Origin of the sequence: Streptococcus thoraltensis DSM 12221, from assembly GCF_000380145.1 — a bacterium.
Classification (GTDB): domain Bacteria; phylum Bacillota; class Bacilli; order Lactobacillales; family Streptococcaceae; genus Streptococcus; species Streptococcus thoraltensis.
Genome location: NZ_KB904587.1, coordinates 1 through 13,400, shown reverse-complemented (window position 1 = coordinate 13,400; position 13,400 = coordinate 1). Strand labels below are relative to the sequence as shown.

The 13,400-nt window shown below is 37.8% G+C and carries 11 protein-coding genes and 1 pseudogene; 10 read left to right on the top strand and 2 right to left on the bottom strand.

The window, feature by feature from the left end; all coding sequences use genetic code 11:
• Position 1: 1 nt before the first annotated feature.
• Positions 2-877, bottom strand: coding sequence for a LysR family transcriptional regulator (locus tag A3IA_RS0101520; RefSeq protein ID WP_018379584.1), 876 nt, complete (start codon positions 875-877; stop codon positions 2-4).
• A 191-nt stretch (positions 878-1,068) separates the two neighbouring features.
• On the opposite strand from A3IA_RS0101520, the gene A3IA_RS0101515 reads away from it, so the two are divergent.
• From A3IA_RS0101515 to topA, 7 genes are all read left to right on the top strand, one after another.
• The gene (locus A3IA_RS0101515) at positions 1,069-2,277 is read left to right on the top strand and encodes an MFS transporter (protein ID WP_018379583.1); all 1,209 of its coding nucleotides are present in this window, start codon (positions 1,069-1,071) and stop codon (positions 2,275-2,277) included.
• A gap of 28 nt (positions 2,278-2,305) precedes the next feature.
• Positions 2,306-3,178, top strand: coding sequence for a shikimate 5-dehydrogenase (locus A3IA_RS0101510; protein ID WP_018379582.1), 873 nt, complete (start codon positions 2,306-2,308; stop codon positions 3,176-3,178).
• 11 nt (positions 3,179-3,189) lie between these two features.
• Entirely contained in the window at positions 3,190-4,386 is a 1,197-nt protein-coding gene (locus tag A3IA_RS0101505; protein ID WP_018379581.1) for an MFS transporter, read from the top strand.
• A 19-nt stretch (positions 4,387-4,405) separates the two neighbouring features.
• The gene (gene aroD, locus A3IA_RS0101500) at positions 4,406-5,158 is read left to right on the top strand and encodes a type I 3-dehydroquinate dehydratase (RefSeq protein WP_018379580.1); all 753 of its coding nucleotides are present in this window, start codon (positions 4,406-4,408) and stop codon (positions 5,156-5,158) included.
• Between the two features lie 50 nt (positions 5,159-5,208).
• Positions 5,209-5,757 carry a sugar O-acetyltransferase gene (locus tag A3IA_RS0101495; RefSeq protein WP_018379579.1) on the top strand — a complete coding sequence of 183 codons (549 nt, stop codon included), beginning with the start codon at positions 5,209-5,211 and terminating at the stop codon, positions 5,755-5,757.
• Positions 5,758-5,825: 68 nt separating this feature from the next.
• Positions 5,826-6,668: a DNA-processing protein DprA gene (gene dprA / locus A3IA_RS0101490; RefSeq protein WP_018379578.1), complete on the top strand. Its 843-nt coding sequence runs from the start codon at positions 5,826-5,828 to the stop codon at positions 6,666-6,668.
• 123 nt (positions 6,669-6,791) lie between these two features.
• A complete protein-coding gene (gene topA / locus A3IA_RS0101485; protein ID WP_018379577.1) occupies positions 6,792-8,927 on the top strand; it encodes a type I DNA topoisomerase in 2,136 nt (711 codons plus the stop codon).
• Positions 8,928-9,281: 354 nt separating this feature from the next.
• Here topA and A3IA_RS0101480 read toward each other — a convergent pair whose 3' ends face one another.
• The gene (locus A3IA_RS0101480; RefSeq protein WP_018379576.1) at positions 9,282-10,166 is read right to left on the bottom strand and encodes a LysR family transcriptional regulator; all 885 of its coding nucleotides are present in this window, start codon (positions 10,164-10,166) and stop codon (positions 9,282-9,284) included.
• 152 nt (positions 10,167-10,318) lie between these two features.
• Between A3IA_RS0101480 and A3IA_RS0101475 the strand changes: the two genes are divergently transcribed.
• The 3 genes and pseudogenes from A3IA_RS0101475 to A3IA_RS0101465 all read left to right on the top strand — a co-directional run.
• On the top strand, positions 10,319-11,311 hold the full coding sequence (locus A3IA_RS0101475) for a D-2-hydroxyacid dehydrogenase (RefSeq protein WP_026217497.1): 993 nt from the start codon (positions 10,319-10,321) through the stop codon (positions 11,309-11,311).
• Positions 11,312-11,632: 321 nt separating this feature from the next.
• Positions 11,633-12,976, top strand: a complete 1,344-nt coding sequence (gene trmFO, locus A3IA_RS0101470) for a methylenetetrahydrofolate--tRNA-(uracil(54)-C(5))-methyltransferase (FADH(2)-oxidizing) TrmFO (protein ID WP_018379574.1) — start codon at positions 11,633-11,635, stop codon at positions 12,974-12,976.
• 214 nt (positions 12,977-13,190) lie between these two features.
• A pseudogene (locus A3IA_RS0101465) lies at positions 13,191-13,400 on the top strand (helix-turn-helix domain-containing protein); the annotation flags it as partial.

Sequence of the window (13,400 nt, the reverse complement as noted above, 5' to 3'; positions counted from 1 at the left end):
ACTAGCTTTTTTGGTTTTGGAGAAATGAAATAAAGGTTTTAACAATAGGAGTTAGGAAAGCATTTTTTTTCGTAACGATATAAATACGTCGTTTTTCAAAAGTGTCAGAAATAGGTATTTTTTTAACATTATAAGCAATGATAGAAGGAATATCAGGCATTATAGCAACACCATAGCCATTTGAGACAAAACCTAGCATCGTATGATCTTCTTCAACTTCGATGACAGGATGAATGGTAAGATTCTGCTTTAGCCACAAATTGTCTAGGAAAGGACGTAAGCCGGAATGTTGGTCGAAGTAGACAAGACTTTGATGGGAAATCTCTTTGAGTGATATTGTTGAAGCGTTTGCCAATTGGTGATCAGCTGGTAGAACAGCAACTAAGGATTCTAAACAAAATGGAGTGAATTCTAAATCATCAAAATTAGCTAATGATGCCGATAAAGCTAAATCCAATGTTCCGTCTGAAACTTCTTTTAATAGTGCCTTTGTGTTATTCTGAGCAAATTCAAAGACGACTTTTGGATACTCATTTGAAAATTGTTTCGTTAATTTTGGAACAATTTCAGCACCTAAGGTATATAGAAAACCAAAACGGACGACCCCTCTATCAGGCTGTAATTCTTGTTCCAAGTGAGATTTGCCATTTTCGAGCGATTTGACAGCTTCTTTGGCAAATTGATAATATGTTCTCCCATATTTTGTTAGTGAAATATTTCGCCCCTTTTTTTCGAATAGCGGCAGTTGTAATTCCTTTTCTAATTCATTAATCGAATAACTAATATTTGGTTGCGAAGTATTTAATAATTTAGCAGCTTTAGTCATGTGTTCAATTTCTGCTAAACAAATAAAATGCTCTAAATGTTTTAAATGCATATGTGCTCCTTTTCTACCTATATCATACCATCTTCTATAAAGAAATTAAATGAATTCTAAAATAATGTTTATGAATAATAAAAAAAATAGATGAATATCTAGTTATTTATTTAAAAATCTATGGATTTTTAAATAAAAGTTTGTTATACTAGTCACGTGAAAAAAATCACTATAAAGGAGGTGGTAAGTCTTTGGTCAATAAAAAATCCTATCTCCCTCTAGTTCTTTCGTTGTATATTAATTTTATTTTTCAAGGTATTGCTGCCATAGTAATTTCCCAGAATTTAAACTTATATCAGGAAAGATGGAATGCCTCTCTTAGTCAAGTCACTCTTGTAATCAGTGCTATCGGTATAGGAAGGATTTTAAGTTTACCATTTTCTGGCTACTTCTCAGATATTTTTGGTAGGAAAAAATCAGTTTTATTTGGCATCATATCATACATTATCTTTTTTAGTGGGCTTTTACTGGCTTATGATTATTGCTTGGCTTTTATAACCAGTTTGGCAGCTGGTTTTGGGAATGCCTTTTTAGACACCAGCACATACCCAACTGTTACCGAAGCTTATCCAGAAGAAAAGCACAGCACTTCCTTAAGTGTTCTAAACAAAGCATTTATTTCAATCGGACAGTTTATTTTTCCTATATTAACAGGATGGACGATTTCACAAAAATGGTACTTTGGATGGATTTTAATCGTTTGCATTTTAGTTCTTATGCTAAATTATTTTTTAATTAATCTAATGTCGTTTCCCCCAACAGGAGTTAACCCTCAAACTAAAGTGAGTGTTGATGTTGATCGTATGAAAGATAATCATCGGATAAAAGCACGATTTGCAATTGAAGGAATTTGTCTGCTAGTCTTCTCGTTTGTTTCCGTTTCTTTGTTTAATATCTTAGTGCTATGGATTCCTACCTTTGCCGAAAATTTTCTTAAAGTTTCAAAATCACAAAGCATTCTTTTAGTGAGTGTCTATAGTGCGGCATCGTTTGTTTCAGTTTTCCTTACTTCGTTCGTGATGTCTAAAGGTATCAAGGCAACAACTTTTATTCTTGTTTGTTTAGGAATGACAATATTGTCTATTGGCTTAATGCTAGTATTACCAATCAGTCAGACTGTTATTTTTTCAAGTCTAGTCATCGGTTTTTTTGCGGCAGGTGGTATTTGGCAGATAGGGCTAGCCTTATTGTTAGAGCTTTTTCCTGAAAAAAGAGGGGTTAGGACAAGTTACTATTCATTAGCAACTGCAATATCAGTTGCTGTTACTCCCTATTTAACTGGTATTATGGCTGAACATGAGATAAGGTGGGTATTTTTTTACCAACTATTTCTGGCTGTAATTGGTTTGATTGCTGTTGCAATCGTTAATAATCGTTATCAATACGCTATAAAAAAATAGCAATTAAAAAGAAAAGAGGAATTTTAAAATGGCAGAACGCTTAAATGGTCACACACTTTTAGTAAGTCTTATCGCAACTCCAATTCGTCATAGCTTATCACCTACGATGTGGAATGAATCTTTTGCAAAAAATAAAATGGATTATGCTTACCTAGCTTTTGAAGTTGGAAATGAGCAATTAGAAGATGCAGTTAAAGGTATTCGGGCATTAGACATTCAAGGTTCTAATGTTTCAATGCCAAATAAACAAAAAATTATTCCACTTCTTGACGAGCTATCTCCTGCAGCTAAGTTAGCTGGTGCAGTCAATACTGTTGTTAATCAAAATGGTCATTTAGTAGGTCATGTTACTGACGGTACGGGATGTATGAGAGCCCTTCGTGAAGAAGGAGTTGATATTAAAGATAAGGTTGTAACTCTGACAGGTGCTGGAGGAGCAGGGACAGCTATCGCTATTCAAGCAGCTCTTGATGGCGCAAAAGAAATCCGTATTTTTAATATTGATGACCAGCATTATGCAACTGCAGAAGCTAATGCTCAAAAAATTAATGAGCATACAGATACTGTTGCGACGGTAACACCATTGGAAAATCAAACAGCCTTCAAGCAATCATTGTCTGAGAGTGATGTCTTTATTGAAGCGACTGGAGTAGGGATGCATCCTTTGGAAAATCAAAGTTTAATTACGGACCCATCATTTATTCGTGAAGATTTAGTTGTTTTCGATGTTGTTTACAGTCCTGCTGAAACAGAGTTATTGAAATTTGTCCGTGAACACGGCGTTAAAAAAGCATACAATGGCTTAGGAATGATGCTTTATCAGGGAGCAGAAGCTTTCAAGCTAATCACCGGTGAAGAAATGCCAATTGCTCACGTTAAAGAAGTTCTTGGATTAGATTAAGAGGATTAGATATGAAAAAAAGTTACATTCCTACGGTACTAGGATTATATATCAATTATATTGTCCATGGTATCGGAGTTATTATCATTTCACAAAATAAGGATGCCCTTGCTCTTCAATGGAATACAGATGTTACAGGTGTCATGACAGTTGTTTCTATGCTGGGTATTGGTCGTCTGATTGCGATTATATTTTCAGGCTATCTATCAGATAAATTCGGTAGAAAACCATTTGTTTATTTGGGCATGTGTTCCTACATTCTATATTTTCTAGGCTTGATTTATGCCCCTAATACAACAGTAGCAATGATTCTGACAGTAGTTGCAGGTATTGCCAACTCATTTTTAGATTCAGGTACTTACCCTGCTTTGATGGAATCATTTCCCAAACAAGCTGGAACGGCAACTGTTTTAATTAAGGCTGCTGTGCAAATTGGACAATTTATTTTCCCATTTATTTTAATTCTGGCTTCAAGCATGGGACATTATCAATTATCTTTCTATATTGCAGCTGCCCTACTGGTATTAAATGCCGTATACATGTGGAAGATGCCATTTCCAGATGCTGATGCCAAAGAAGCGGCTTCAGATGGAAAAGCAGATGCTGTGGTTACGTCAACAGTATTTAAATCACAACCTAAAATGTGGTTAGAAGGTATTGCTTTTGTTGTTTATGGTTTTATCTCTCAAGCAACTTTCTATACCATTTCTCAATTTATCTCAGCATATGCGGTAGCGTCTGCCAATATGTCAGAAAATGCAGCTTCATTATTGTTGTCTACCTATTCTACCGGTACTCTAGCCTGTGTGGCCTTTACAGCGATTGTAGGTTTAAAAATACGTCCAGTCAATTTGGTCTTGCCTTACACTTTTATGTCAATGCTCACTATTGGAGCAATGACCTTTTTCCCATCACCAACGGTTTTACAAGTAGGATCAGCACTTGTCGGCTTCTTTGCAGCAGGTGGTGTCATGCAATTAGGTTTGACTGTCATGGGAGAAATGTTCCCAGCTGGTAAAGGAACTATTACAAGTATTTTTTACACATTTGGTTCTATTGCGTCGTTTGCCATCCCATTTATCGGTGGTCGCATCTCAGTTCAAAATGTGATGTTAATGGACACGATCTTTGCAGTCATCGGTTTTATAATAGCTGTCATCGTGTTTGTACGTTATTATCAAACCATCGATACTAATGCATCTAAATAAAACACTTTAGGAGGTTATCATGTCTGTAGTAACTATTGGAAATGTCAAAATTGGACAGGGACGTCCGAAAATTATCGTTCCTATTGTAGGGAAAACCGAAGCAGAAATTTTAAAAGCTGCTGAAGAAGCAAAAACACTGGACTGTGACCTTGTTGAGTGGCGAATTGATTGGTATGAAAATGTCACAAAAGAAAATGAAGTTGCAACCTTATCCAAAAAGGTAAAAGAAGCGATTCAAAAACCTCTTTTGGTAACCTTCCGTTCTTTTAAAGAAGGTGGTGAACTTGAGATTTCAGATGATGTTTATGTTTCAATTTATCAAGATATTCTAACCAACGGACAGCTTGATTTGCTAGATGTTGAGCTATTTATGCCTGAAAACTATGTCACCCAGTTAATCGATCTAGCACATGAAAAGGGTGTAAAAATTGTTATGTGTAACCATGATTTTGATGCGACACCTGAAAAAGAGGAAATCATTAAACGACTTGTTACAATGTCAAATAAAGGGGCTGATATTTGCAAAATAGCAGTTATGCCACAATCTAACATAGACGTCATTACGTTACTAGACGCTACAAGAGAGGCTAAATTGAAAATTGATCAACCATTGATTACGATGTCTATGGGAGCTCTAGGAATGGTCAGTCGTGTGTCTGGAGAAGCATTTGGTTCTGCTGCAACGTTCGGAGCGGCAAAAAAAGCTTCCGCGCCCGGTCAGGTTCCGGTAGGAGAGCTGAGACAAATCTTAAATACTCTAAAATTATCATAAAAAGTGAGCTATGGTATAATAGTTACCATAGCTTTTTTAAGGGGGTAAAAATGACAGAACGAGATAAAATGATTGCGGGGCAGCCCTACAATCCAGCTGATACAGAGCTTACAAACATGCGCCTTCACGCCCGTCGGCAGATGAAGTTATTTAATCAAGAAGACGATGCTACAAAGAGAAGTAGCTTGCTCAAAGATTGGTTTGGCGCAACTGGCGAGAATTTGTACATGGAGCAGCCCTTTCGCTGCGATTATGGTGCTAATATTTACGTTGGCGAGAATTTTTATGCTAACTTCAATCAGACCTTTCTTGATGTTTGTGAGATTCGTATTGGCGATAATGTCATGATTGGTCCGAATTGCCAGCTCTTGACGCCTCTGCACCCGCTTGATCCGACTGAACGAAATTCTGGGCTTGAGTACGGTGCTCCCATCACCTTCGGTGATAATGTCTGGCTAGCTGGGGGTGTTACCATTCTTCCTGGTGTGACTTTGGGGAATAACGTTGTTGTTGGAGCAGGTAGCGTTGTAACCAAATCCTTTCCTGATAATGTTGTTCTTGCGGGAAATCCTGCTAAGGTGATTAAAACTATTGATTAAAAAGAGAAAATCTTAGCTTGGCTAGGATTTTTTTCATGTTTTTTCGAATAACTAAGTGGAGGATTAACATGAATAATTTCGAATTGTACAAGCTAAAAAAAGCTGGCTTGAAGAACCAGCACATTTTAAATATCCTAGATTATGAAGCTAAGCACCAAAAATCATTATCACTAAGAGATCGAGCAGTGGTTTCTAAATGTCAAAATCCTGTCGTCTTTATGGAGCATTACAAAGCACTTGATAGTAAAACATTGCGGCAAGAATTTTTAAAATTTCCTAGTATTTCCATACTAGACGATGATTATCCTTTGGAACTTAAGGAAATCTATAATCCACCAGTTCTTCTCTTTTATAAAGGCAACCTTGAACTACTGGAAAAAGCTAAATTAGCAGTAGTGGGTGCTCGAAAATGTAGTGAGATTGGAACAAAGTCTATTCATAAGATTATCACGGAATTGGAAAATCGTTTTGTGATTGTAAGCGGACTGGCGCGTGGTATTGATACGGCAGCCCATCTATCAGCTTTGAAAGTTGGTGGCGCTAGTATCGCTGTTATAGGAACGGGACTTGATGTCTATTATCCTAAAGAAAATCAACGTTTACAGGATTTTATGATGCAAAATCACTTGGTTCTTTCAGAGTATGGACCAGGTGAGCAACCACTTAAATATCATTTTCCAGAGCGAAATCGAATTATTGCAGGACTTTGTAGAGGAATTGTTGTTGCTGAGGCTAAATTGCGATCAGGGAGCTTGATTACTTGCGAACGTGCATTGGAAGAAGGAAGAGATATTTTTGCCCTTCCTGGCAATATTTTAGATGGAAAATCATCAGGTTGTTTGCACTTAATTCAAGAGGGGGCAAAATGCATCACATCAGGAGTTGACATCATTAATGACTATCAACTTTAAAGACAGTTCTCCTATAGGAAAAAGTTTTTTATTGACACATAGATAAAAGAGGGTTATCATGTTATAAGTTTCAAAGGATCAGAAAATATAACCTTTGACAATTCTTGTATAGGAAGTGTGTTTATGGCAACTGCTACGGCAACAAAATCAAAAAAGAAAACGGGTTCTAAAAGAACTAGCAAAAAGAAAGCAAGTCCAAAGAAAAATTTGGTCATTGTGGAGTCGCCTGCTAAGGCGAAGACCATTGAAAAATATCTAGGACGCAATTATAAGGTTGTGGCTTCTGTCGGTCATATTCGTGACCTTAAGAAGTCAAGTATGTCTATTGACTTTGACAATAACTACGAACCTGAATATATCAATATCCGTGGCAAGGGTCCCTTGATTAATTCACTTAAAAAAGAAGCTAAAAATGCAAAAGAAGTCTTTTTGGCAAGTGACCCGGACCGCGAAGGGGAAGCTATTTCTTGGCATTTGGCTCATATTCTTAATCTGGATCCAAAAGCTAAAAACCGTGTTGTCTTTAATGAGATTACCAAGGACGCTGTTAAAAATGCCTTTGTAGAACCAAGGGAAATTGATATGGACTTGGTTGATTCGCAGCAGGCTCGCCGTGTTCTCGACCGTATTGTGGGGTATTCTATTAGTCCTATTTTATGGAAGAAAGTCAAAAAAGGTTTGTCAGCAGGGCGTGTTCAGTCTGTCGCATTGAAGCTCATCATTGATCGTGAAAATGAAATTAAAGCCTTTAAGCCAGAAGAATATTGGACCATTGATGGTGCTTTTAAAAAGGGAACCAAAAAATTCCAAGCTGCCTTTTATGGATTAGATGGTAAAAAGCTAAAATTATCAACTCAGGATGATGTTAAGGCTGTTTTGACTCGCATCAAGGGCGATGACTTTAATGTTGATAAGGTAGAGACAAAGGAACGACGCCGTAACGCCCCTCTTCCTTATACGACCTCATCTATGCAACAGGATGCGGCTAACAAGATTAATTTCCGTACTCGTAAGACCATGATGGTTGCTCAACAGCTCTATGAGGGCCTTAGCTTAGGTAACGCAGGCCATCAGGGGTTGATTACCTATATGCGTACTGACTCAACACGTATTAGTCCTGTAGCGCAAAATGAGGCGGCTGGCTTTATCACGGAACGTTTTGGTAGTCAGTATTCTAAACTTGGTGCAAAAGTTAAGAACGCAGCTGGTGCTCAAGATGCTCACGAAGCTATTCGTCCGTCGTCTGTTCATCATACGCCAGAAGCCATTGCCCAATACCTTGATAAGGATCAACTCAAACTTTATACTTTGATTTGGAATCGTTTCGTAGCGTCTCAGATGACAGCGGCTGTCTTTGATACGATGAAAGTTAACTTATCACAAAATGGTGTTATGTTCACGGCTAATGGTAGTCAGGTGAAATTTGACGGTTACATGGCCGTTTATAACGACTCTGATAGGAACAAGATGCTGCCAGAAATGGAAGCCGGTGATACCGTTAAGAAAGTGCTCACAACTCCGGAGCAGCATTTCACACAGCCACCTGCGCGTTATTCAGAAGCAACCTTAATCAAAACACTAGAGGAAAACGGTGTTGGTCGTCCGTCAACCTATGCACCAACGCTTGAGACGATTCAAAAGCGTTATTACGTCAAATTGTCTGCTAAACGATTTGAGCCGACAGAATTGGGTGAGATTGTCAATTCCTTGATTGTTGAGTTTTTCCCCGATATTGTAGATGTTGCCTTTACAGCTGAAATGGAAGGACGTCTAGATGAAGTTGAAATCGGTAAGGAAGAATGGCAAAAAGTCATTGACCAGTTCTACAAACCTTTTGAGAAAGAATTAGCCAAAGCTGAAGACGAAATGGAAAAAATCCAAATCAAGGATGGACCGGCTGGGTTTGATTGTGACGTCTGTGGCTCACCAATGGTGATTAAATTAGGGCGTTACGGTAAATTCTACGCCTGCAGCAATTTCCCAGAATGTCGCAACACCAAAGCTATTACAAAAGAAATCGGTGTCATCTGTCCTGTTTGTGAAAAAGGCCAGGTCATCGAGCGTAAAACCAAACGCAATCGTATCTTCTATGGATGTGATCGTTACCCAGAGTGTGAGTTTACCTCATGGGATATGCCAGTTGGACGTACTTGTCCAAAATCAGGTGATTTCTTAGTTGAGAAAAAAGTTCGTGGCGGTGGTAAACAAGTGGTTTGTAGCAGTGAAGACTGTGATTATAAAGAAGCAGTTGCTAAATAAATAGTAAAAACACTGATTTCGGTCAGTGTTTTTGCTTATCGTCATCTGTGGCTATGAAGGGATGCTAAGTTATAGTCGTTTGAATTAACTTTGATACATGGTTACTTTCGACTTGCCGTACTTCTACTCAATGAAAATCAAAAGCAGACTAGGCGACACAGATAGCAGATAGAACTGTCTTCATCAAATCAAGTTAAGAAGGTCTGTTTTTGATTTTCGAAGAGTATCAGGCACTGTCCGCGTCTCAACTCCTTGTACTGAAAGTTAATTCATTCGACTATAAATGGTCATGTAAAAAAGGTCGATAGAAACCTGCTATCTATCCCCAGAGATTATCTTTTAGCTGGTAAATGCTTAGTTGGACTTGATTGCAGACAAGAAAGCATTGATTGTTGATGTAGGCTTATGCTCTTTCAAAGAAGCAATACCAATAGGGAAAAAGGCATTTTTATCGTCGAGTGGTATCCAAACTAAATCAGGGTTATTACTATAATTTTTAAATTCTGAAGGTAGTAGTGTTACTGAATTGAGAGAACTCAGGCTATGAATCAGAATCCCCCAATCATTATGCTGAAAAATAATATTGGGTTCAAAACCAATAGAGCGACACTTTTTCATTAGAAGATCAGTTATCATGTAATCGTTACCTAAACTTGAAAAATTGACGTCTCTAAGATCATTGAATGTTAAAAAGGGAGAAGTGGATAATGGGTGTTTTTTGTGCATAACAAAACTAAGATAGTAACCTTTTGTACTAGTAAGCAGGGGTTCAATAACAATACTATCATCTACGGAGGGGAATGATAGTATTCCAATATCGAGTTTTTCTTCTTTTAATAAAGACTGAATTTTTCGAGAACCCTCCTCTCTTAAGACTAATTCAACATTTGGATGATTTGATATAAATGAAGCTATTTCTGGCATGAATTGAATTGCAATAAGCTGAGTGATACCAACTTTTAAAACCTCCTTTTTAGGTTGTCCAAGCTCTTGGATTTCTTCAATCAGATTATTGACATCTTTAACAATTAGCTTTCCTTTTTGATAAAGAATTTGTCCTGAATTTGTTAAAAAAAGTTCACGTCCGTTTTGATAGAAAAGTTGTGTATTTAATTCCGATTCTAACTTCTTGACACTTTGCGAAATGGTAGGCTGAGTTACAAATAGATTGGTAGCCGCTAGAGAGTAGCTTTTAGTCTCTGCAACTGTAATAAAATAGGTTAGTTGTCTAATATCCATAGTAATTTCCTTATTATTATTAAAATTAGTATAACATATATTGGAAAAGGCTTTCTTATTTGGAGGCAAAAAAAGATAATTTTTAAGAATCTTATATGATATTAGGATTATGATAAAATAGATGTAGAAGAATAATGATGGGAGAAGAGCGAATGAAAATTAAGATTTATGGTATTCGTGATGAGGAAAGACCAATTGCTGAAGCATGGGCAAAAAAGCACAGTGTTGAAATTTCACTGACAGAGCAACCTTTGACTAAAGATACGGTTGAAGAGGCTAAGGGATTTGACGGTGTAAGCAATTCCCAAATTTTTCCTTTGGATAAGGAAGTCTATCCACTGCTCAAACTTTTTGGCATAAAACAAATTGCTCAGCGCAGTGCCGGGTATGACATGTATGACTTAGAACTGGCTAGCGCTAATAATATCATCATTTCAAACGTTCCATCTTATTCACCAGAATCCATCGCAGAATATACGGTTATGGTTGCCATGACTCTCGTTCGGCAATTTGAAGGCATCAGACAGCATGTTAGTGAGCAGAATTTTGCCTGGGTTCCAAGTATTCGCGGTCGTGTTCTGGGGGATATGACAATAGCCGTTATCGGTGTTGGACGTATAGGTAAGATTGTTGCCAAGATTTTTAAAGGATTTGGTTGCCGTGTTGTTGGTTATGAGATTGACCCTGATAATCGGATTCCTGATATTGTTGACTATAGGAATTCAGTAGAAGAAGCAGTTAAGGATGCTGATATTGTTACCTTACACATGTACCCATCGGATTTTAACTACCATCAGTTTAATGCGGAGATGTTCGCGCAATTTAAAAAAGGAGCTATTCTCATGAACATGGCGCGTGGAGTTTTAGTTGATACGGCTGATTTGTTGGATGCTTTGGATAGTGGGCAATTAAGCGCAGCAGGTATCGATACATACGAAGCAGAAGGTCCTTACGTTCCTAAAAATTGTCAAGGCAAGGCAATTGAAGATCAACTCTTCAAGAGACTGCTGGATCATGAAAAAGTAATCTATACACCACACACAGCCTTTTATACTGATGAAGCGGTCAAAAATCTTGTCGAAGGGGGATTGAATGCGGCTAAAGAGGTTATTGAAAGTGGAACTACAAGCAATCGCGTCAATTGATTTTTTTACATAATTAATATTACGCAAAAAACTTAAACTTGTTTTTCTGAGGATTTTTGATTTGAGTCCTTTAAAAAAGGAATTTTATATTTTGTTCAGTTCTAAAAAACTTTCTTGCTAAAGAGAGACCTTAGAACTGAAGCCCTGTGTTAAACTTTCTGTCTTGAATTGTCAAATTAAGTGTACAAATTCTCCGTAAAACACTTCATACGGTGTTTTCCAGTTTAGACAATATAAAACTTATGATATAATAATGTTTCATCATATATAGAAAGATTTGTGAGAATGGTATTTCAATTGTTCTCAAAGAGGTATTAGTGATTGTCTCAATCTAAAGCAAATTACATCAATGTTATTGGAGCTGGTTTGGCTGGATCTGAAGCAGCTTATCAAATCGCCAAACGTGGCGTTCCTGTAAAGCTCTATGAAATGCGAGGAGTTAAACCAACTCCTCAGCACAAAACAGACGGTTTTGCAGAATTAGTATGTTCTAACTCATTCCGTGGGGATTCCTTGACCAATGCGGTAGGTCTTCTTAAGGAAGAAATGCGTCGCTTGGATTCTATCATCATGCGTAAGGGTGAAGCTAGCCGTGTTCCAGCTGGTGGAGCTATGGCGGTTGACCGTGATGGTTTTTCGCAATCAGTCACTGCTGAATTAGAAGCCCATCCTCTAATCGAAGTTATTCGCTGCGAAATCACTGATATTCCTGATGATGCCATTACCGTTATTGCAACAGGTCCTTTGACGTCAGATACGCTTGCTGAAAAAATCCATAAGCTTAATGGTGGTGATGGTTTTTACTTTTATGATGCCGCAGCGCCGATCGTTGATAAATCAACTATTGACATGAGTAAGGTTTACCTCAAATCACGTTATGACAAGGGGGAAGCAGCTTATCTGAATTGCCCAATGACTAAGGAAGAATTCTTAGCTTTCCACGAAGCCTTGACAACAGCAGAAGAGGCTCCACTTAATTCCTTTGAGAAAGAAAAATACTTTGAAGCCTGCATGCCGATTGAAGTCATGGCAAAACGTGGTGTCAAAACGATGCTTTATGGTCCAATGAAACCTGTTGGTTTAGAATACCCAGATGACTACGAAGGCCCACGAGACGGTGACTTTAAAACGCCTTATGCTGTTGTTCAATTGCGCCAAGATAATGCAGCAGGTAGCCTTTATAATATCGTTGGTTTCCAAACACATCTAAAATGGGGCGAGCAAAAGCGTGTTTTCCAAATGATTCCAGGCCTTGAAAATGCTACTTTTGTGCGTTATGGTGTTATGCACCGTAACTCTTATATGGACTCTCCAAATCTGCTCAATCAGACCTTCCAATCTCGAAGTAATTCAGACCTTTTCTTTGCTGGTCAGATGACAGGAGTTGAGGGTTATGTGGAATCAGCCGCAGCTGGATTGGTTGCTGGCATCAATGCTGTAAAACGCTTTAAGGAAGAAGCAGAAGTTATTTTCCCACGCACAACGGCTATTGGTAGCTTGCCATACTACATTACGCATACAGAGAGTAAACATTTCCAACCAATGAATGTTAACTTCGGTATCATCAAAGAATTAGAAGGACCGCGTATCCGTGACAAGAAAGAACGCTATGAAGCCATTGCTAAACGCGCATTAACAGATATTGAAGCATTCTTAACTGTCTAAGATTATTTGTAAAAACAGGGCGTGAGAAAGCACGTAAAGAAAGTTAGTTCTCAAGGCGTTAAGAGCTACTTTACATCAACGATTATAAGCATTTTGCAAGTCTCTTGTAAAGTGCTTTTTTATTTCCTAATTTGTAAAATTAAGCTAGACAGAAAAAAGCCATTTATGTTAGGCTCAGATAAACACCACATTTGTCTGAAAGGAACTAACATAAATGACCTATACCCATCTTACCACAAATGAACTTGTCATGATAGAGGCTTATTACAAAGAAGGAATAGCCGTTAGCCATATTTGTCAATCCCTCAAAAGATCAAGACAAACGATTCATAAGGTCATTGCTTATCTCAAGGCTGGCCACACTGCTTATGATTACTACAAGGACTACAAAGCTAACAAGAAACGTTGTGGTCGTCGTCAGACC